This window comes from Psychrobacillus sp. L4, assembly GCF_042944905.1.
Classification (GTDB): Bacteria; Bacillota; Bacilli; order Bacillales_A; family Planococcaceae; genus Psychrobacillus.
The window spans coordinates 3727407-3747958 of record NZ_CP168496.1; the positions used below are offsets into that span (position 1 = coordinate 3727407).

The window sequence follows — 20552 nt, forward strand, 5'->3', positions numbered from 1 at the left end:
TGCGCTATTTACGCACACGGCTCCTCCAAGTCACCATTCACAAGATTTACCTAATCTCTTTCGATCAGATTTTACTTATTCTGCTATCCTCAATAGTTTAGTTTACATTTATTAACTCTACCGCTGTGTGTAGTAAATGTGTCCCTAGTGAGGGTGATCACTTGGTAGCAGCCTTTCCTCCATCGGCATTACCCAACTTCATTGGTACTACGCTGCTATCCGACTCCCTACAACGGCATTTGGCTTCCTTGCTTATTATCGCTTGTACACCATACTCTTCTATAAGAAGAAAAGACCGGTAGGGCCTCCCGAGTTGCCGTATCATATCAATGTCTGACGTGCCAAGGTCTCTGACTCCAGAGAGGTTTTATCCTTCTTGCCTTTAACGATGGATAAAATGTAGCTTTCTGCTGTGCTTAAGGCATCAGCCCTCTCGAATTACTAACATTATGGAGCTCAATCCCTTCAACCTATTGGCTTTCGGCCCGCCATCTAACTGTCTACGCTTAAAGGCTAATGTTACCAGTAGCCCTCCAAGACTCGCTACGAGTGAATGGCTAGTTCTTTCTCGACGGGAATCCCACCCGCTATATGATACGACCTAGGCTCGGCCGCACAAGCACCCGTTAGTTTAAGTACAATATTTCACATTTTTCGTTACTTATTAATTTTGTTGGGTTAGTCAACTGTAAACTCCGCTGTCAAATGATATTTATCATAGTCCCCAGCTTCTCTAAAATCTAGTATATATTTCACTATACGATATTCACCCTTATCTAGATTTCCATAGAGCCACTCCCAATCAGTTGTCCATTCCTTAACTTCTTGAGAAGATAAGCCATAGCCAATATCATTAAAACCATAGTTACCACTTAATACATCTGGGACTTGATACCATTTTCCCTTGATTTTCTTTTCTATCAAAGAAGGGTCACCATAGATAATTTGCTTGTTGGAGTTATTCTCAAATGTTACAGTCAACCCAGTTGAAGAGACCGTTCCTTCCTTTGCAATCATCGTTACTTCATCAAGGTTATTGACAGTTTCATATATTGTAGGTTCCCAGTCGGTTGTCTCATTTGAATCACTATTGCTAGAACTTCCGTATTCAGTTGTCGGTTCGCTTGTTTGACTTTCTGGTTGTTGGGAACAACCGACTAATGCAAAACTAATTACCGTAAATAATATTAATATTTTATTCAAATTCTCTCCCCCCTTTAAAATTTAGACATTGATTTTTAGAAAAAAGTTTCAAAAACCTTGTTTCATTAAACTGCCGCGTTAGTTCAATAAGAAAAAAGGCTTTACTCCTTCTTGAAGTAAAGCACCCGTTAGCTTAATAAGGATTATTTATTCTTTCCTTAGTTTTTCGAGTTTTGTTATTAACCTTTTAGCAGTATTTCTAATCCAAGTTATTTCGTGATTAACGAAAGGCATTATAAGGGGTATCAATTCAGGGTCTTTAAATCTTGAAAGGGCTGATAGTGCGTGTCCTTGGACATCTATATCCTCTAATAGCCCCACCAAAACAGGAATTACCTTTTTTTCTTGAAATTTGCCTAGTCCATCCACAATCATTTGTCTTGCCATACCGTGTTTCTTATCTGTTGCAATCTCTAAAAGGTCATTTAACGAACTTTTATCGAGAATTAACGATAAAGAATTGCCAATTGCCCATTTATAAGTGTTATTAGACGAGTTTTTAAATTCATTGATTAACGGACTGGAGGCAGTATTGAACCCCTTTACTCCCAGACACCTTACCAAGAACTCCTTATGATTAACATCGGTAATTTGCGATAAGTGCCTTAGTATAATCGGAATGACATCTTTATTTTTATCATCTATTTTCTTTAATTCTTCAATTGAAGAGATACTATATCCTAAATCCCTTATCTCTGAGATAAGTAGTTCTTTGTTTAATTTCTCCACCCTCGTTACCCCCATCTAAACCTTGCCTTATATATAATATTTTACCATTCCTTATTAAACTAAACTGCCCCGTTAGTTTAAGTGAACAACTTCACAATCTTTTTTGACTACATCTATATTTTACCAAATTATTATTCAATTACCTCGAATTGTCAGTAAATTTATATGAACGTAAAAAAGCACGACCCTATAAAAACTTGGGTCGTGCTTTAAATTAAAATTTTCTATTGAAAGTGTCAGTTCCCGACTTTGTTGTCATTCAACACTAATATATCAGTTCACGACTTTTTTGTTCAGTTCACAACTTTTTTGTCCAGTTCACGACTTTTTTGTTCAGTTCACAACTTTTTTGTAACTCAACAACATTAAAATTTTATTAAATTCACTTATTCCACCGTTACCGACTTAGCCAAGTTTCTTGGTTTATCCACGTCACAATCTCTATGCAATGCTGCATAATAACTGATCAGTTGAAGCGGAATTACTGCTACTAGTGGAGCGAATAGCTCATGTACTTTTGGAAGTACGAAGCGGTCGCCTTCTTCTTCATGACCTTCCATAGCAATGATGCATGGGTTTGCGCCACGTGCTACTACTTCTTTTACGTTTCCACGAATGTTTAGGCTCACTGCTTGTTGCGTTGCTAGAGCGAAAATCGGTGTTCCATCTTCGATTAGAGCGATTGTGCCGTGTTTTAATTCCCCACCTGCAAAACCTTCTGCTTGAATATAGGAAATTTCTTTTAGTTTTAGTGCACCTTCAAGGCTAACGTAGAAGTCAATGTTGCGTCCGATGAAGAATGCATTTCTAGTTGTTGATAAAAATTCTGTTGCGATTTGTTCCATTTCTTCTTTGGAATCCACGATTGCTTGCACAGCATTTGCTGCAATCCCTAGTTCTTTCACTACATCAAAGTCTAGTGTTTTACCTTGAGATTGTGCGTATACTGAAGCTGACACCATTAATACTGCAACTTGAGCAACATAAGCTTTTGTAGATGCAACTGCAATTTCAGGACCAGCATGAAGTAGTAATGTATGATCTGCTTCTCGAGAAAGTGTTGACCCTGGTACGTTTGTCATTGTAATCGTTGGGTAACCTTTTTCTTTAATTTTCACAAGTACTTGTCTGCTATCTGCAGTTTCACCTGATTGTGTTAGGAACATAAATAATGGTTTCTCTGATAGAAGCGGCATGTTGTAGCCGAATTCACTAGAAATATGCACTTCTACTGGAATACCCGCAATTTTTTCGAAGTATTCTTTACCAATCAGTCCACCATGATAGCTTGTTCCCGCTGCGATTATATATAAACGATCTGCATCATGAAATGCATCTAAAATAGCTTGATTAATTGTAAGCTCACCTTGTTCATTTTGGTAAGCTTGAATTATTTTACGAATTACAGCCGGCTGTTCGTCCATTTCTTTAAGCATATAGTGAGGATATGTTCCTTTTTCAATATCACTCATATCAAGTTCCGCTTTGTACGACGCACGTTTTACTTTTGTGCCGTCTAGTTTTTGAATTTCAACAGAATCTTTTTGCACGATTACGATTTCTTGGTCATGAAGCTCTACATACTGCTCCGTAACTTGTAGCATCGCCATAGCGTCAGAAGCTACAACATTAAATCCATCACCAATTCCTACTAGTAGTGGTGATTTATTTTTCGCTACATAAATCGTATTTTTATCTTCTTTGTCTAGTAGAGCAAGTGCATACGATCCGTGAATAAGATGCAATGTTTTTCTAAGTGCATCTACTGTAGAAAGACCGTCTTGTGAGAATTTCTCAATAAGCTGAACAATTACTTCTGTATCGGTGTCAGATGCCATTTCTACATTAGATAAATATGCTTTTTTCATTAGGTGATAGTTTTCAATTACACCGTTATGCACTAGTGTGAAACGTTTTGTTGTACTTTGATGCGGATGCGCATTTAGTTGATTTGGAACTCCGTGAGTTGCCCAACGTGTATGACCAATTCCAAGTTTCGCATCTACCTCTTCATCTACTACATCACGTAAATCAGCAATACGTCCTTTTTCTTTAAAAACGACTACGCCTTCTTTATTTAACACAGCAATTCCCGCAGAATCGTATCCACGGTACTCTAATTTTTCTAAACCATTTAACAAAATTTCTTTTACATCTGCTTCTCCAATATATCCTACAATTCCACACATAATCTTATTTCCTCCATTTACATTCATGTCTAAATAAACTCCCTACACATTAAGTGCAGTAGCTCATTAAGCTAAGAATGCCTTCTTTTCCCCTCTGTCATACAATCACTCGTATGGTTTATGAAAAAGAATAACAACCGGGCAAATACGGTCGGGAGGCATCCGCCGAAAGTTCGATAACCTCCACCTCGTCTGCTGAAGATAAATTTCCGTCCAATTTCTTCAGCTCTGGCGCTATAATTGTTTTCCTGTTTTTTACGCGTTTCTTGTCCCTCCATTTCTACGCGGTTGCTGTAATGTTAGCTCATACAAGAGGTATGACAACTCAAATCAGCATCTCTATCATACTTAAATTAAATTCGATAGTCAATTAAGTACTCCTTCTATAAATGCTATTACAATACAATTTGCTACACAAAAAGAGCCACATATCCGTGGCTCTTCGTTTAACCGGTAATCGCACCATATATTAATGCCAATAAAATAACAAATGCGGGATGAACTTTGAATTTTACTAATAATAGCACGCTTGCAGCTATTAGTATGATTGAACTCCACATCCCCAACCCTATTACAGATTCTTGTGCAAACTGGATGGTCATAAAACCTAGTAAAACGGCTATAATCGGTCGTATAAACTTCGTTAAGTTTTTTACTTCCGGAGAATCTTTATACTTTAATAAGATGGCCATCATACCAATCATTAATATTAATGTGGGAGCGATAGTGGCAAACATTGCGATGAAGGAACCTAATATACCACCCTCTGTGTAACCAATATAACCTGCCATTTTCGTAGCGATTGGTCCAGGTAGAGAGTTCCCAATAGCGACTACTTCACTGAATTCTTGTGTTGTCATCCATCCATATTTCCCTACTACTTCATGTTCCACTAATGGTATAGAGGCTGGACCTCCTCCATAGCCTAGTATATTCGGAATAAAAAAGGCTAGAAATATACGCCAATAGATCATATTTTCTTCCTCCTTTTAAGTAAGGGGGCGAACACAAGAACTATGCACGCTAAAATGACAATGGCAGGATGAATATGTAGAACTTCAATTAATACAGTTGAAAGAACTATTAACAACAATGCCTTCAACCAACCAAGAGATTCTCCTGATTTCTTTATAAAGTCCCACGTTAATTGACCAAGCAATACCGCTACTACTGGTATTACTGCGATAGACATATTTTGCACTTTCGGAATATCCTTATATTTTTGTATTAATCCCAATAATAAAATCATCATTAATACAGTCGGAATTACGGATACAATAATTGCATTTAAACAACCCCATATACCCGCTATTCGGTAGCCGATATACCCTGCCATTTTCGTGTTAATTGGTCCAGGCAACGTATTTGCAAGGGCAAGCGTGTCTCCAAATTCATCTTCATCCATCCAGCCATATTTTTTTACAACCTCTTGATGAACGAGTGGTATAGACGATGGACCCCCTCCGAATCCAAGAATCCCTGAACGGAAAAAGGCTATACTTATATCCCTCTGAAGAACACGACCTGGACGCCCGGATTTGTTCTTCATTGCAATACGTTTTACCAAACTGCTATAGCTCCATCCGTTCGAGATTCAGTTCCGCCTTGAAGTACACCCGTCTCCGCATTTCTCCAAATAATTTGTCCACGTCCAAAACTTCCGGTATCTGGTGCAATATGAATGTCATGACCTTTCCTTACTAAACTTTGTACAAGATAGTTTGGAAATTCGGGTTCGACATGCACAGTTTTCCCGTTTATCCATTGCCATCTTGGCATATCAAGCGCCGCTTGTGGGTTTATTAAATAATCGACCGTGTTCGTGACTATTTGGAAATGGCCTTGAGGTTGCATATATCCGCCCATTACGCCAAACGGTCCAACTGCTTGACCATCTTTCGTTAGGAATCCGGGAATAATCGTATTATATGATCTTTTACCCGGTTTGATAAAGTTTGGATGAGACTCATCTAATGAAAAATCATGTCCCCGATTTTGCAATGCAATTCCTGTACCTGGTACAACGACACCTGAGCCAAATCCCATATAATTACTTTGGATGTAAGAAACCATGTTTCCTTCTTCGTCAGCCGTAGCCAAATAAACAGTGCCACCTTTAGGTAATTCATATGGTTTTGGATAGCTTGGTTCCACTTCAATAGTTGCTGCACGTTCTTTCGCGTATTCTTCTGATAGTAACTGTTCCACACTTACCGGCATTTCTTCTAGCTCTGTAATGAAAGCTTTTCCGTCTGTAAATGCTAATTTCATTGCTTCGATTTGTTGGTGAATTGTATTCGCGCTTTGCCATTCCGGTTTTGCAAGCTCCTTAAACACATTTAGTGCCATGAGTGCTATCATTCCTTGCCCATTTGGTGGTATTTCCCACACGTCATAGCCACGATAATTCGTCGAAACTGGCTCAACCCATTCAGGTTTATAGGTCTCTAAATCTTCTTTTGATAAATAACCGTTATGCTGTTTCATAAAAGTATCTATTTTATTTGCAATTTCCCCTTCATAGAAATCACGAGCATTCGTTTCACCAATTGCACGTAATGTTTTCGCATGATCAGGTGAAGACCATATTTCTCCGATTTCTGGAGCCTTTCCATTAGGTGCAAATGTCTCGAACCAAGATGTAAATTCTTCCGAGGTACAGTTCTCTTTAAACTTTCTATACGCCATTTTCCAGTACTTACCGAGAATCGGTGTTAAAGGATAACCTTCTTCTGCGTATCGAATCGCCGGGACTAACACTTCTTGAAGTGTTAGTTTTCCGTATTTTTCGGACAACTCCGCCCATGCCGCTGGAACACCAGGTACTGTTATTGGAATGACACCATATCCCGGCATTTTGTCGTGTCCTTTTTCTTTAATTTGCTTTGCAGAAATCGATAGAGGTGCTGGACCTGATGCATTTAACCCATGAAGCTTGTCCTTAGTCCAAACCAGTGCAAATGCATCCCCCCCAATTCCGTTTGAAGTTGGTTCTACTACCGTAAGTGCCGCTGCAGTTGCAATTGCTGCATCAATGGCATTGCCACCTTTTTGGAGGATTTCTATTCCTGCTTGTGCTGCCAATGGTTGCGACGTTGCAACCATACCTTTTTTAGCGAAAGCGGTATGCCTTTTCGCTGCAAATGGGTGATGTAAGTAATCCATGATGTTCCTCCTCTAATCTATGTATTTAATATTATTCGTTGTAAATATATGTTAATAATTATTATATAATATCGATTAGTAGAAATCTACATGAATATTCAATTAAATCCAAACAATAATAACCCTCTTTTTAAAATGCCTAAGATTGAAGACAAATGATTTTCGTGGTGTAAAACTTCTATAACCTTTTAATTATTTTCTCCTATATTAATAGACAGTGGAAAAAGATGAGAGAGCCCGCTCAGCTAGAAAGCGTCCACCTGTGAAGGGTTCAAACGTATAGGCTCACAGAGTTAAAACAAAAATGACTGTAGGCAAACTCGATTTTTACCAAGTTTGTCTACAGTCTGAGAAATTCTTTTAATTTCATTACTTTTCTATTTATTTCTCCAATAACTTCACGATTTCTCTATTAAAAGCTGGCAAATCATCTGGTGTACGACTTGTTACAAGTTGGTTTCCACAAACGAACACTTCTTCATCGTGATATGTGGCTCCGGCATTTTCTAAATCGACTTTTATCGACTCATAACCTGTAGCGTCTCGTCCATCTAATACTTTTGCTGTAATGAGAAGCTGTGGTCCGTGACAAATTGCAAAGACGGGTTTTTTAGCATCCATGAATGCTTTTGCAAATTCAACAAAGCGATCGTCTGCACGTAAAATGTCCGGTGAAAATCCACCAGGAATGAATAACGCATCAAAATCTTCTGGTTTTACTTCATCAATACTATAGTCTATTTTTACTTTTGCTTCGCCCTGTTTTCCTGTAACTTCTTTTCCTGCTTCTTTTTCAATTTGAAATACCTCATGTCCTGCGTCTTTTAATGCTTGTGCGGGACTTGTGTATTCTACGTCCTCAAACATATTTGTGATTAATGTTGCTACTTTAGCCATTTCCTCACTCCTTATCTGTTTGTTCTCTCTTATTATTCCACCAAATAAACCGAGTAAACATATAACAAATAGAATAATTCTTTTTCTCTATTTCCTAAGATAACTTTTAAGGGATTAAAATGATTTTCCCAACACTTTTACGACTTTCCAGTAAATTGTGAGCTTCTGCACCATCTTGTAATGAAAAGGTAGTAGGTTCCTTCAGTTCTATTTTTCCTTCTAAAATCCAATCAAATAATTGTTTGGATCGCTGTTTTCTTTCCTCTAAAGAGGTTAGTACATTCCAAAGGTCTCCACCTGTTAAAGTTTTAGATGTGTCCATTAGCATACGTGGATCAACTAGCGCCGGATCCCCGCCTGACATTCCATAAAACACTACGGTACCACCTATTCTTGTTACTTCAAAACTGTCTGCTAATGTAGAACCTACAGATTCAAAAACAACATCTACTCCAACACCGTTCGTTACTTCCTTTACTTCAGTACTCCAATTGTCTTTGTATAAAAAAACATGATCTGCTCCAATCGAATAAGCCGCTTCAGACTTTTCCAATGAAGATGTAAGTCCAATCACTTTCGCTCCAAGTAATTTCCCAATTTGAATAAGATTTTGTCCAACTCCACCAGCTGCTGCATGAATTAGAATCGTATCTCCAGCTTTCACTTTGTAGCTATCGCTAGTTAAATATTGCGCTGTTAACCCTTGCAATAAAACAGATGCCGCTGTTTCAAATGAAAGTTCATCTGGTAAAGGAATTGCCTTTTCCATCGGGACTACTACGAATTCAGCATTCGCAAACGGAACATCCGCAAACGCAATACGATCTCCGACTTTTAAATTTTTTATTCCTTCTCCTATTTGTTCTATTATCCCTGAGCCCTCATATCCCAAAATAAAAGGAGGATTACCGGCTAAATGATAGTTCCCTTTTCTTCTGTAAATATCAGCAAAATTTAATCCAATGGCCTTCGTCCTAACCAATACCTCATTTTCCTTGATGATTGGTTTAGCAATATCTTTATATTGAAGTACTTCTGGTCCACCAAACGTTTCAAAAATAAGTGCTTTCACTTTACTACTCCTCTTCTACTGAAATATATGAACTATCGTATACAATCTTTGCTTGAAGCACAAAGAATTAGCCTTTTTAACAAAAACAGCATACGATTTTAAATTGCTTCTTGTCTTCGCAATTCTCATGCTTTCTTACTTTCTAAACAAAAAATCCAGCACAAGGCTGGATTTTTATCAATTCTTTATTCAGCTAAACCCATCTCCGCTATTACTACTTCGACAATTCGGTTTACATAGTTTTCACATGCTTCTTCGGTTGCAGCTTCTACCATGACACGTACAAGCGGCTCTGTGCCAGATGGTCTTACAAGAACACGGCCGTTGCCTGCCATTTCTGCTTCCACTTCACTTATAATTGCCGCTACTTTTTCATTTTGCGTTACTGCGTGCTTATCCGTTACACGCACATTTATTAGTTTTTGAGGATAGATATTCATTTCGGAAGCTAAATCCGAAAGTTTTTTCCCTGATATTTTCATAATATTCACTAGCTGTAAACCAGTTAGTAATCCGTCTCCAGTTGTATTATAGTCTAAGAATACGATATGTCCCGACTGTTCTCCACCTAGATTGTAGCCATTCTTTTTCATTTCTTCTACCACATAACGATCTCCGACTGCTGTTTTTACACTTGTCATTTCATGTGTCTCTAATGCTTTATAGAAGCCCATATTACTCATTACCGTAGATACTACCGTGCTTTTATTTAGTCTGCCTGTAGCATTTAAATATTTGGCACAAATATACATAATTTGATCGCCATCTACGATATTACCTTTTTCATCTACAGCAATTAGACGGTCGCCGTCGCCATCAAAAGCAAGCCCTACATGGGCACCTTTATCTAAAACAAATTTTGCTAACTCTTCTGGATGTGTAGAACCAACGCCATCATTAATATTCAATCCATTCGGAGATGCTCCCATTGTAGATAAATCAGCATCTAAATCAGCAAAAACATGCGTTGCTAAGGAAGATGTAGCACCATTCGCACAATCTAAGGCAACATGAATGCCTACGAATTCCTCATCTAATGTTTGTTTCAAGTATTGAATATATTTTTGTCCACCTTCAAAATAATCGGATACAGATCCCACACCTGCTCCTGTTGGACGTGGAAGCTCGTCATTTTCTGCATCTATTAATTGCTCAATTTCTTCTTCCTGTTCGTCCGAAAGTTTAAAGCCATCGGAACCAAAGAATTTGATACCGTTATCTGCCACGGGATTATGAGAAGCTGATATCATTACCCCAGCATCTGCACTCATCACTCTTGTTAAATAAGCAACACCTGGAGTACTAATTACACCTAGGCGCATTACTTCTACTCCTACGGAAAGAAGTCCTGCAACGAGCGCTCCTTCTAACATATGACCAGATACACGAGTATCACGACCTATTAAAACTTTTGCGCGATTCTCTGCACCCTTCGTTAAAATGTATCCGCCTACTCGACCTAACTTAAAAGCAAGTTCCGGTGTTAATTCTGAGTTTGCTACTCCTCTTACACCATCTGTTCCAAAGTATTTTCCCATTTAATCTTCTCTCCTTAAAAACCTGTTGTCCTGCGTATTAAACTTCTTTTACTGTTAATTTTACCTCGGACGCAGACATTTCCCATACAACGGTTGAAGGGGCATCCATTTTTATCGGTAACAAATTTTCCCCTATTTCTGCATTTTGAGCCTCTACATATAGCGCAATGTTACTGCTAGTTATTTTATCTAATGCTTCAGGCGTCCCTTTGGCTGTCACAGAAATTACTCCGTCTGTAGGTGTTTGAAAAGTACTTTCTAATTGATCTGGAAGTCCTCGCACTTCCACTGCCACACGATCAAAAGACTTTTCACTCACATCCGAAACAGTAGCTTCATCTACTGGAGGTTCCGTTATTGGAGCAGGCGTCACGTCACCGACAACTTTAATCTTGTCTAGAGACATTTTCGTCACTCCATCTGGGACTGTTAGCTTCACATCAAAATCACCAGCATCTTCTATTTTACTTACATCTACATCTACAATGAACTTCTCTATTTTGTCTAACAAAGCCCGAGGACCATATAATCTTATATTTTGTACATTCGTGGATAGTTTATTAATAGTGACACCTGGTTTTGGTGTACCTTTTTCCATTAAAGATATAGGTACTTCTTTACTGTATTCTTCCACTTTCACTCTCACTTGTACTGTCTTTGGCTCAATCGAAACATCTAATTTGTTCAAATCTTTGTCTAAGACACGGACACGTGCTTCTTGTTCAAAAGATTTATTAATCCCTTGTTCTCCTTCAATTGTAGCTTTTACATAGCCTATGCTCTTTATCACACTTTTTGCACCAGTAATAGTAACTACTTTAGGTTCAACCTCGTAGGACTTCACAATGTGATTTTCTGCCAACAGACTTTCATTCATATCTGGATCTACACGGAATTCTTGTGATATTCGTTCTTCAATAACCACGTTTACATAAACAGGATCAGTACGAACTTTTAATTTATCTGAGAAATTTTCAGTTGAAATGGCTACCTTGTGCTCTCCGATTGTTAGCTTTCTTAAGTCGACGAATACTTTGTAGTCTTTCATTACTTTTGCAGAGCTCACGAGCGTACTTGGTCCCTCAATATTTACGGAAACGGTTTTTGGTACGCCTGATACAACTAAACTGTCATCATCATAATATACTTCTACTGGTACATCTCGTAGCTCTACTGACTTGACACTTGCATTCATATTCGTATTTTCGATATCGGATTTCACTGAGACAAATAACATGATTGCTAAAACTAACGCAATTATTCGTAAGAACCATGGATTATCCATCATTTTATCCATTTTGTTTCCCCCTCCACAACCATTTAGAAGAAGTTACTTGTTCCTCAGTTGGTCCAAACCAAAGACGTTTTAAGTGTGCTTCAAATTCTTCCATGGAGAGATTTCTATGGAGATCTCCGTTCGATGTCAAACTTACTGCTCCTGTTTCTTCCGATACAACTATTGTAATGGCATCAGTTACTTCACTAAGCCCAATTGCTGCACGATGCCTCGTTCCAAGCTCTTTAGAAATGAAAGGACTTTCGGACAACGGTAAATAACACCCCGCGGAAGCCACTTTATTTTTTTGCACGATTACTGCACCATCGTGTAATGGTGTATTTGGAATGAAAATATTAATCATTAATTCGGATGAGATATTTGCATTTAAAGGTATTCCTGTTTCAATATAATCTGTTAAGCCAGTTTCCCGTTCAATCGATATTAATGCTCCAATACGGCGTTTTGCCATATAGCTCACAGATTTGGTCATAGCCCCTATTAAACGACTCTGCTCCTCCTCTTCTTGCATCGAACTTCTCGAAAACAGTGCTCCTCTACCTATTTGTTCTAATGCTCTTCTAATTTCTGGTTGAAAAATAATAATAATCGCTAAAAATCCAAAATTAATGACTTGTTCTAGCATCCATCCAAGTGTATCCAAACCTATAAAGTCCGTAACAACTCGAGCTACAACAATAACAAAAATGCCTTTTAATAATTGGACCGCTTTCGTTCCCTTCACAAGGGTTATTATTTTATATATGACAAACCAAACGAATAAAACATCTAAAATGTTTACAATTACGTTTACTGGCATTAAGCTTGTAAATTGCTCCATAAACGACATGTGGCATCCCCCACTTTTCATCACAAATCCATACAATGTAAGTATAACATAGATAAGGAATTTTCCGCTTTCTTGAACCAACAGAGTCTATCCAATATTTTGGATAGACTCTTCCTTATTTTGTGCTTTCTTCTTCTTCAAAAAACGATACAACCTGTTTTGCGCCATCTTTTATATGAAACCACAGCCAGTCAAACACTTCGTTGATTTCTTCTGTTTTACCAGTAATAACTGCCGTAGAAGCCATATATTTGGAACCATTAATAACGGTTAAATTCCCGTCCAATTCACCGTCAATTCGAACATCGCCATTTTTCACCACAAGGTCACCTTTTACAACCTGCCCTTTAGGAACAATGACTGTTTCTCCTTCTACAATAACATTTTCTTGTTTTGTAAAAGAGAATTGTTTTTCTTCATTAAAATTAGTGAATAATGCACTACTCATAAATAATAAGAATAAAGCTGCTGCAGTAAGAATTGGATGACGTCGCAACCATCTACTAACACCAGCATGTGATTTTTCTTTTGGAAGTCTTTCCATAACTGATTTTTTAAAATCAGTTGGTGGCTTTACATGAGCTGCTCCTTTTATGAAGGCAACCACATCACTCAGCTCATGCATATGTTTTTGACAATCAACGCATGACTGCAAATGAGATTTAAGTTCAAGCTCATGTTCACGGCTAATTTCACCATCTAAATATTCATGCATATAGTGAACAATTCGCTCTGGACACGCATTCATCGTGATTACCTCCTATAAAAAATTGGGCTGTTTACTTAACTGTTTTCTAAGTGCTTCTCGGCCTCTATGAATTCTGGTTTTTACTGTCCCAAGTGGTAATTCTAATATCTCACTTATTTCTTGTAAAGATAATTCGTCCATATATTTCAGCACAATTGCGGATCGGTATTTATCTGGTAATCGACTTATTTCATATTGAATACGATCTTGTAATTCGAGCTTCATCAATTCTTCTTCTGGAAGTTCTTCCCCCGCGGCGATTTGCGAATACATATTCAGTCCTTCTGTACCTGTAACTTCCGCATCTAAATAATAATCTGGCTTTTTTTTTCTAATGCGATCGATACATAAATTCGTCGCGATTCGATACAGCCAAGTAGAAAATTTTCTTTTTTGATCAAACGTATGAATGTTAATAAAAGCCCGTACAAATGCTTCTTGAGCAATGTCTTCGGCCTCGTGACGATTTCCTAGCATACGGAAGCATACTTGAAAAAGTTTATGCTTATACAGGTCCACAATCTCCGCGAATGCGTCTTTGTCCCCTTTTAACACTTGTTTTATTCGTTTGTTCACTAACGCATCCATGGTGATTCCCCTCCGCTCTATGCGGCTGTCTTACCTATACGGATAAAGGTTGCAACAGGTTTCATTTTTTTAATATTATTTTAATTCTATCAAATAATTAGCTCCCTGTGTTGTTAAATGTTGTTAAATAAAAAAGAAAAAGCAGACGAAGTGTCTGCTTTTAAACTAAACTTTCACCAAACAAAGAGCCCATTAATGCAACTGCAACGTCTGCTGTCTTATTCTTTTCGTCTAAAATTGGATTTACCTCAACAAATTCTGCAGAAGTGATCAAGTTGGATGCATAAAGCATTTCCATCGCTAAATGACTTTCACGATAGCTAATTCCACCTGGAACTGGTGTCCCAACACCTGGTGTATAAAGCGGATCAATACCATCAAGGTCTAATGACAAATGCACTCCATCCACAGAGCGCTCACGGAAATATTCAATCGTTTGGTTCATCACTTCCGTCATACCAAGTTTATCGATTTCATGCATCGAGAAAACTTTAATCCCTTTTTCTTTAATCAATTCACGCTCACCTGGATCTACTGAACGTGCTCCAATAATAATGACGTTTTCTGGTTTAATCTTTGGAGCATATGAACGAATATTCACTAAATCATCATGACCTAAACCAAGACTAACCGCTAGAGGCATTCCGTGAATATTTCCAGAAGGAGAAGTTTCAGCAGTATTTAAATCTGCATGCGCGTCATACCAAATAACTCCAAGGTTTTCATATCGATCAGCTAAACCTGCAAGTGTTCCAATAGCAATGCTATGATCTCCACCAAGCACTAAAGGAAATTGACCTGCTTCTAATACTTCATTTACTTTATTCCCAAGATTCGTATTGCCATCAATTACATCTTCTAAATTTCGTAAATGCGTATTCGGAGATTGCTCTTTTCTTGTATGACTGATGGCAATGTCTCCTTCATCTTTTACAGAATGACCTAGCGCTTCTATACGTTCTACTACCCCTGCATAACGAATAGCACTAGGGCCCATATCTACACCGCGTCTATTTTGACCAAGATCCATTGGTACACCTATAAGAGAAATACTTAATTTATTCATTATTTTATACCTCCTTCAGTTAATACATCTATTGTAATCCCTAAAGGTCGGTTGGCTCAACCCAACAAAATTATGCATACTTATTCATAAGCTGAACAAGGTTGTTTTCCACTTCTTTCCACTCGCTATCTATAATTGAATAGACAACTGCATTTCGAACTGTTCCATTTGAACGTATCCGCTCATTTCGCAAAACACCTTCTTTTATTCCACCTATACGCTCAATTGCTCTTTGTGAATTTACGTTTAATTCGTCTGTTCTAAATTGGACACGTATCATTCCAAGGTTATTAAATGCGTGTTTTAATAGCAAATATTTGCATGTCGTATTTACATGTGTTCGTTGGAACTTTTTACCGTAGAAAGTAGATCCAATTTCGCATGCATAATTTAATGGATCGATGCCATAAATCCGTGTTGTCCCTATGATTTCTTTTGTTTCTGAATCCTCGATTACGAAAGTGAGAGCTGTTTTGGCAACATTCATTTGTTGAATACCTGCTTGTAGCCACTGTTCCAGCTGCTCATAGTTCTCTATTTTACTGAGCATAAATTCAAAAATTTTAGGGTCATAAAGCTCCCACAAACGTGGAATATCTTGCTCTTCCAATGGACGTAGCTTCAAATCTCCAAATACTATTGTTTCTGCCAAATCCCAACACCTCACTTTTTTCTATAATCATAATAGAAACATATAGGTGTTGAAAAGCATTATTTTCATTTAATTTTACCTACATAAAGTGACTGAGGACGGAATATTACCTGATCATCCACTTGTTCTATCACATGGGCACTCCAACCCACGATTCGTGCTACGCTAAAAGTTGGTGTAAATAAAGCCACTGGCATATTGATTGAGCGCATTATTGCAGCAGCGTAAAACTCCACATTTGTATAAAGTTTTCTACCAGGTTTATACTTTTCTAAAAGCCCAGTGATTTCTTTTTCAGCCTTTGTTGCCAAGTCCAGCCAAGGATCCGAGCCTTGTAAACGTAAACAAGCTTCTCTTAATAAAATCGATCTAGGATCCTCCGATTTATATATACGATGACCGAAACCCATCACTTTTTCTCCATTTTTAATCTTTTCTTCTATAACTGGTTGAATTCTTGATTCATCTTTTATTTCTTCTAACAAATTTAATACTTCGGATGGTGCGCCTCCATGTAAGGGACCTTTCATCGTGCCAATTGCAGAAGTTATCGCTGCTGGTAAGTCCGATTCTGTAGATACGGTAACTCTCGCTGCAAACGTAGAAGCGTTTAAACCATGTTCCATTGTCAGTTTTAAATACGTTTCCAATGCTTCTACTTGTGTAGAAGTCGGTATAGTGCCATTCAACATCCACAAATAGTTTTCTGTATGCGAGAAGTTATCGTTTGCTTCTATTATTGGTAGCCCTAGTTGTTTTCTATAGTGCCTTGATACAACGACTGGAAGCGCACCAGTTAATATGATAGCCTGCTCCATCATTTGCATTTGCAAAAATTCCGCAGTAGAAAATGCGGATATTGCCGTTCTCATTGCATCCATAATAGAGATTGTTTTAGGGAGTGCATCTATAACATTTTGAACATGTAATGGGAGATTCCTTCCTACTTTTAGCATTTTAATAAGCTGTTGAAGCTCCTCTTCTGTTGGTAGCTGGTCATACAATAAAAAATACGCCACTTGTTCAAATGAATAATCTGGTATTAATTCTTTTACATTGGTACCACGGTATCTAAGTACACCATTTTCTCCGTCTACTAAACTTATTTTTGTATGCACTGCAACAACGCCCTTTAACCCTTTTTGAAACATATAACTTCCCCTCTCTTTTCTTTAGTATAAGAAAGATATATAATTATGAAAATTAAATATTTTATATGAAGTTGATTAATATTTTTAATTAAAAGGAGAAGTCAATTGGAATATCAATGGTTAAAAACCTTTATAGTTGCAGCTGAAACTAGTAATTTTAGAAAAGCCTCTGAAAAATTGTTAATTTCACAGCCAGGTGTTACTGTCCATATAAAATTATTAGAGGAGTATCTAGGAGTATCTCTATTTGAACGTTCTAATAAACGAGTGCACTTAACCGAAGCCGGTAAAATGTTTTATACAGAAGCTATACAACTTACTAAAGGCTTTGAGGTAAGTGTTAATCGTCTACATGCTTTTACTGAGGGCTATACTCGTCAGTGGAATATTGCTATTTCTCCTTTGATGGCCGAAACTATCTTACCTTATATTTTGCGTTCTTTCATGAACAATCATCCAGATCTAGAAGTATCTATACGAGTGGAAGAGTCTAGCTCCATTGAAGATTTAGTGTGTAGTGGAGAAGTTAATATTGGCATTTCATCTTTAGAAGCAACAAGAAAAAACATTCAATCTATTGAGCTTTATAAAGATCCACTTCTATTTATTGTTCCAACTGATGCATATGATGATGAAACAGGCCCTGTTATAGATGCAGAGGACTACTTAAAAGACCATTATTTATTCACTCATCATCACCCAGTCGTTTGGGATGCTCTGCTTTTACAACTCCGTAAGAAAGTGATTAATATGAGACCAATGAAAGTGACGCAAGCCTATATAGTAAAACGTTTCATTCAAGAAGGTCTAGGTACTTCCTTTCTTCCTCAGTCCATCGTGAAAAGGGAACTTATAGAAGGGCGTGTAATGAGTATCCCTTTTGATTTATTTCCTCTTCCCGAAGTAAAGACCTATCTTTTACTAAAAACATTAGGTGATTTAGAAAAAGAATTTATAAAAAAGATTTCCCAATACTACTTTGGTTAACTATTCTTGAAATATAAGAGGTGAGCATATGAAGAAACAAATATATCTGATTAGACATTGCCAAGCAGAAGGACAAGAAGCCGATGCACCCCTTACTGAGAAAGGGTATATCCAAGCTATTCAGCTTGCTGAATTCTTAAGTAACATGAAAATCAACCGAATTGTTTCCAGTCCTTTTTTACCGGCGCTCGAATCTATTGAACCTTTTGCAAAAAACAACAGTTTAGACGTTCAAATAGATCATCGATTAGCAGAACGAGCACTAAGTTCCATATCCATGCCAGATTGGCTTGAGAAATTGAACGCGACATTTAACGATATGGAGTTAAAATTAGAAGGTGGAGAATCGAGTAAGGAAGCACAGGCAAGAATTTTAGAAGTAATAGACGAGGTGATATCAAGTGATATAGAAAATACAGTAATCGTAACTCACGGAAATATCCTGTCTTTACTGATTATTGCAGATGAATTGAGCCACTTGTGCAGAGTTTTGAGCCAGCCGTTGCAGAGAAAAGATCCAGGCTTTGCGGAACAGAGAGCCACTTGAATCGTGCAAAATGAAAGTATACGGTATTGCAATCAGACTTGGCGTTGGAACTTTACATGGAGTGGCGGGCATGATAGCCTTCGCAGGCAGAGCCAGCCCTTGAATATAGCTGGCTTCTTGGCTAGGTGCTCATGCCCGCAGAGGCTCCATGTCAAGTTCCAACTTTGTGTAATTACACTCAGTATTACTTTTTTAACAAAATACACACTACTTATTGGTACATTCACGTGGCGGTAATCGGACAGTGGCTCTCTTTACCGCACTTACTGGCTCTGACGCTCGCAAACAGTGGCTCAAAACTTCGCATAGCTGGCTCATTCTGTCTGCAATACTCATTTACTATTAAATTATTACGATCATAATTTTGGCTTCGAACAATGGAAGAATTTAAGTAATCCCGATGTTTTTCTATTGCAATTTACAAATAACGATTGTTCTATAGAGCGTGTGTGGCAAGAATAATTTACAATGAAAAAAGGGTAATCCATGTGTAATGGAATACCCTTTTAATATGTTTAAAAATTATGGAGCCTAGCGGGATCGAACCGCTGACCTCCTGCGTGCAAGGCAGGCGCTCTCCCAGCTGAGCTAAGGCCCCTTAATAAGTTTTGCTTTTATGTAACGGTTATGGCTGGGGTACCTGGATTCGAACCAGGGCATGACGGAATCAAAATCCGTTGCCTTACCGCTTGGCTATACCCCAATAAAATGGTGGAGGGGGGCGGATTCGAACCGCCGAACCCTAAGGAACGGATTTACAGTCCGTCGTGTTTAGCCACTTCACTACCCCTCCAAAGCTAACTATGAAAATAAATGGTGGAGGATGACGGGCTCGAACCGCCGACCCTCTGCTTGTAAGGCAGATGCTCTCCCAGCTGAGCTAATCCTCCTGGGTTATAAAATCACGATAAGTGACGCATTTCTACACCAAAACCGGACAAGAATAATAATAACATATATGTCTTACTTAGACAAGTAGTTCTATAACTTTTTAATATTTTCTACTTTATGTGTAAGCTTCCAACCGGATTTGAACCGGTGACCTCTTCCTTACCATGGAAGCACTCTACCTACTGAGCTATGGAAGCAAAGACAAAAAAATGGCTCCGAAGGTAGGACTCGAACCTACGACCAATCGGTTAACAGCCGATTGCTCTACCACTGAGCTACTTCGGAACAATATGTTTAATTGTAGTACAAATATAATTATAGCAATCCTTTTATAAATTTCAAGTTTATTTTAAAATCTTCTTAACAAACTTACACTTAATTTTTTACTTCATCTTTTTATTAGTATGAAAGGAATTTGGTCATTAATCTAGAATTAATATGACAGAAATATAGGTTATTTTTTATAAAGTTAGGCTAAGTTGTAGTAAGTGTAGAACGAGCTGATGCTTTTATAAAGAGGTACTTGGATTGCCTTTGCTATTGTTTAGCATTTTTTCAATGTGAAGTTACAAGACTACTATTAAGTAGACTAAAACAGCAGAATTCGATCACATAAGCTCTGTATAATATTTTATAGTGAGAAGGTCCACGAAGAATGCAAGAAGTAGGTGCAACATTCATAGACGAACCATATATGGTAGCAAAAGTGGGTGACACCAAAACATGGATGGCTTTCTTTAAAGATACTGAAAGTAATGCCCACAATAAATGAAATTTGATGTAGTAGCGCTCCTAGGAAGGGCTTTAATAAATTTGTAACCGGATGGAAAAGTTTCTGACCGGATAGAGAAAAATGGGACCGGATAAATAGATTTATGACCGGATAAACTTCTTTCTGTCCGTATAGAAATTTTTATGATCGGATAGCATTTTTTCACCCATTTTATACTTGGTTGCTTTCCCTTCACCCACTATTATAGTTGCAAAGATGGGTGACACCAAA

Annotated in this window: 18 protein-coding genes and 6 tRNA genes; 2 read left to right on the top strand and 22 right to left on the bottom strand. The window is 37.8% G+C overall.

Annotated elements, in window-relative coordinates; translation table 11 throughout:
- Positions 1-678: 678 nt before the first annotated feature.
- The 16 genes from ACEPXG_RS18035 to ACEPXG_RS18110 form a co-directional block, all read right to left on the bottom strand.
- A complete protein-coding gene (locus tag ACEPXG_RS18035) occupies positions 679-1203 on the bottom strand; it encodes an immunoglobulin-like domain-containing protein (protein WP_391205525.1) in 525 nt (174 codons plus the stop codon).
- Positions 1204-1350: 147 nt separating this feature from the next.
- Positions 1351-1932 carry a HEAT repeat domain-containing protein gene (locus ACEPXG_RS18040; RefSeq protein WP_391205528.1) on the bottom strand — a complete coding sequence of 194 codons (582 nt, stop codon included), beginning with the start codon at positions 1930-1932 and terminating at the stop codon, positions 1351-1353.
- Positions 1933-2318: 386 nt separating this feature from the next.
- Entirely contained in the window at positions 2319-4121 is a 1803-nt protein-coding gene (gene glmS, locus ACEPXG_RS18045; protein WP_391209993.1) for a glutamine--fructose-6-phosphate transaminase (isomerizing), read from the bottom strand.
- A gap of 446 nt (positions 4122-4567) precedes the next feature.
- Positions 4568-5095, bottom strand: a complete 528-nt coding sequence (locus ACEPXG_RS18050) for a chromate transporter (RefSeq protein WP_391205531.1) — start codon at positions 5093-5095, stop codon at positions 4568-4570.
- Positions 5092-5670: a chromate transporter gene (locus ACEPXG_RS18055; protein ID WP_391209995.1), complete on the bottom strand. Its 579-nt coding sequence runs from the start codon at positions 5668-5670 to the stop codon at positions 5092-5094. Before ACEPXG_RS18055 ends, ACEPXG_RS18050 begins: the two co-directional genes overlap by 4 nt.
- Positions 5671-5681: 11 nt before the next feature.
- On the bottom strand, positions 5682-7286 hold the full coding sequence (locus ACEPXG_RS18060) for a gamma-glutamyltransferase family protein (RefSeq protein WP_391205533.1): 1605 nt from the start codon (positions 7284-7286) through the stop codon (positions 5682-5684).
- A gap of 381 nt (positions 7287-7667) precedes the next feature.
- Positions 7668-8183 (bottom strand): type 1 glutamine amidotransferase domain-containing protein, encoded by a 516-nt coding sequence (locus ACEPXG_RS18065; RefSeq protein ID WP_391205535.1) that lies wholly within the window; start codon positions 8181-8183, stop codon positions 7668-7670.
- 106 nt (positions 8184-8289) lie between these two features.
- Positions 8290-9255 carry a quinone oxidoreductase family protein gene (locus ACEPXG_RS18070; protein ID WP_391205538.1) on the bottom strand — a complete coding sequence of 322 codons (966 nt, stop codon included), beginning with the start codon at positions 9253-9255 and terminating at the stop codon, positions 8290-8292.
- A gap of 185 nt (positions 9256-9440) precedes the next feature.
- Positions 9441-10793 carry a phosphoglucosamine mutase gene (glmM, locus tag ACEPXG_RS18075; RefSeq protein ID WP_391205541.1) on the bottom strand — a complete coding sequence of 451 codons (1353 nt, stop codon included), beginning with the start codon at positions 10791-10793 and terminating at the stop codon, positions 9441-9443.
- 37 nt (positions 10794-10830) lie between these two features.
- Positions 10831-12090 (bottom strand): YbbR-like domain-containing protein, encoded by a 1260-nt coding sequence (locus tag ACEPXG_RS18080; protein WP_391205544.1) that lies wholly within the window; start codon positions 12088-12090, stop codon positions 10831-10833.
- Positions 12083-12919, bottom strand: coding sequence for a diadenylate cyclase CdaA (cdaA, locus tag ACEPXG_RS18085; protein ID WP_391205546.1), 837 nt, complete (start codon positions 12917-12919; stop codon positions 12083-12085). The genes ACEPXG_RS18080 and cdaA overlap by 8 nt, the downstream gene beginning before the upstream one ends.
- Positions 12920-13034: 115 nt before the next feature.
- Positions 13035-13667 (bottom strand): zf-HC2 domain-containing protein, encoded by a 633-nt coding sequence (locus ACEPXG_RS18090; protein WP_391205549.1) that lies wholly within the window; start codon positions 13665-13667, stop codon positions 13035-13037.
- Between the two features lie 12 nt (positions 13668-13679).
- Positions 13680-14255 (bottom strand): RNA polymerase sigma factor SigW, encoded by a 576-nt coding sequence (sigW, locus tag ACEPXG_RS18095; protein ID WP_391205552.1) that lies wholly within the window; start codon positions 14253-14255, stop codon positions 13680-13682.
- A 160-nt stretch (positions 14256-14415) separates the two neighbouring features.
- Complete coding sequence (rocF, locus tag ACEPXG_RS18100) at positions 14416-15321, bottom strand: arginase (RefSeq protein ID WP_391205554.1); 906 nt, start codon at positions 15319-15321, stop codon at positions 14416-14418.
- A gap of 70 nt (positions 15322-15391) precedes the next feature.
- Complete coding sequence (locus tag ACEPXG_RS18105) at positions 15392-15973, bottom strand: GNAT family N-acetyltransferase (protein WP_391205557.1); 582 nt, start codon at positions 15971-15973, stop codon at positions 15392-15394.
- A 65-nt stretch (positions 15974-16038) separates the two neighbouring features.
- A complete protein-coding gene (locus ACEPXG_RS18110; protein ID WP_391205560.1) occupies positions 16039-17124 on the bottom strand; it encodes a citrate/2-methylcitrate synthase in 1086 nt (361 codons plus the stop codon).
- Between the two features lie 105 nt (positions 17125-17229).
- Here ACEPXG_RS18110 and ACEPXG_RS18115 point away from each other — a divergent pair, with 105 nt between their 5' ends.
- The gene (locus ACEPXG_RS18115) at positions 17230-18111 is read left to right on the top strand and encodes a LysR family transcriptional regulator (RefSeq protein ID WP_391205563.1); all 882 of its coding nucleotides are present in this window, start codon (positions 17230-17232) and stop codon (positions 18109-18111) included.
- Between the two features lie 28 nt (positions 18112-18139).
- Positions 18140-18658, top strand: a complete 519-nt coding sequence (locus ACEPXG_RS18120; protein ID WP_391205566.1) for a histidine phosphatase family protein — start codon at positions 18140-18142, stop codon at positions 18656-18658.
- A 525-nt stretch (positions 18659-19183) separates the two neighbouring features.
- Here the strand turns inward: ACEPXG_RS18120 and ACEPXG_RS18125 are convergent.
- The 6 genes from ACEPXG_RS18125 to ACEPXG_RS18150 form a co-directional block, all read right to left on the bottom strand.
- Positions 19184-19256, bottom strand: a tRNA-Ala gene (locus ACEPXG_RS18125).
- 30 nt (positions 19257-19286) lie between these two features.
- Positions 19287-19361 (bottom strand) — tRNA-Gln (locus ACEPXG_RS18130).
- Positions 19362-19367: 6 nt separating this feature from the next.
- Positions 19368-19451, bottom strand: a tRNA-Tyr gene (locus ACEPXG_RS18135).
- Between the two features lie 21 nt (positions 19452-19472).
- Positions 19473-19548 (bottom strand) — tRNA-Val (locus ACEPXG_RS18140).
- Between the two features lie 125 nt (positions 19549-19673).
- Positions 19674-19746: transfer RNA gene (locus ACEPXG_RS18145), tRNA-Thr, on the bottom strand.
- Positions 19747-19759: 13 nt separating this feature from the next.
- Positions 19760-19834 (bottom strand) — tRNA-Asn (locus tag ACEPXG_RS18150).
- Between the last annotated feature and the right edge of the window lie 718 nt (positions 19835-20552).

Excerpts from the sequence above, each read along its gene's own strand:
- glmM (WP_391205541.1), bottom strand. The coding sequence starts at position 10,793 with ATGGGAAAATACTTTGGAACAGATGGTGTAAGAGGAGTAGCAAACTCA.
- ACEPXG_RS18055 (WP_391209995.1), bottom strand. The coding sequence starts at position 5,670 with ATGAAGAACAAATCCGGGCGTCCAGGTCGTGTTCTTCAGAGGGATATA.
- cdaA (WP_391205546.1), bottom strand. The coding sequence starts at position 12,919 with ATGTCGTTTATGGAGCAATTTACAAGCTTAATGCCAGTAAACGTAATT.
- ACEPXG_RS18110 (WP_391205560.1), bottom strand. The coding sequence starts at position 17,124 with ATGTTTCAAAAAGGGTTAAAGGGCGTTGTTGCAGTGCATACAAAAATA.
- ACEPXG_RS18060 (WP_391205533.1), bottom strand. The coding sequence starts at position 7,286 with ATGGATTACTTACATCACCCATTTGCAGCGAAAAGGCATACCGCTTTC.
- ACEPXG_RS18120 (WP_391205566.1), top strand. The coding sequence starts at position 18,140 with ATGAAGAAACAAATATATCTGATTAGACATTGCCAAGCAGAAGGACAA.
- ACEPXG_RS18090 (WP_391205549.1), bottom strand. The coding sequence starts at position 13,667 with ATGAATGCGTGTCCAGAGCGAATTGTTCACTATATGCATGAATATTTA.
- ACEPXG_RS18065 (WP_391205535.1), bottom strand. The coding sequence starts at position 8,183 with ATGGCTAAAGTAGCAACATTAATCACAAATATGTTTGAGGACGTAGAA.
- ACEPXG_RS18050 (WP_391205531.1), bottom strand. The coding sequence starts at position 5,095 with ATGATCTATTGGCGTATATTTCTAGCCTTTTTTATTCCGAATATACTA.
- sigW (WP_391205552.1), bottom strand. The coding sequence starts at position 14,255 with ATGGATGCGTTAGTGAACAAACGAATAAAACAAGTGTTAAAAGGGGAC.
- glmS (WP_391209993.1), bottom strand. The coding sequence starts at position 4,121 with ATGTGTGGAATTGTAGGATATATTGGAGAAGCAGATGTAAAAGAAATT.
- rocF (WP_391205554.1), bottom strand. The coding sequence starts at position 15,321 with ATGAATAAATTAAGTATTTCTCTTATAGGTGTACCAATGGATCTTGGT.
- ACEPXG_RS18080 (WP_391205544.1), bottom strand. The coding sequence starts at position 12,090 with ATGGATAAAATGATGGATAATCCATGGTTCTTACGAATAATTGCGTTA.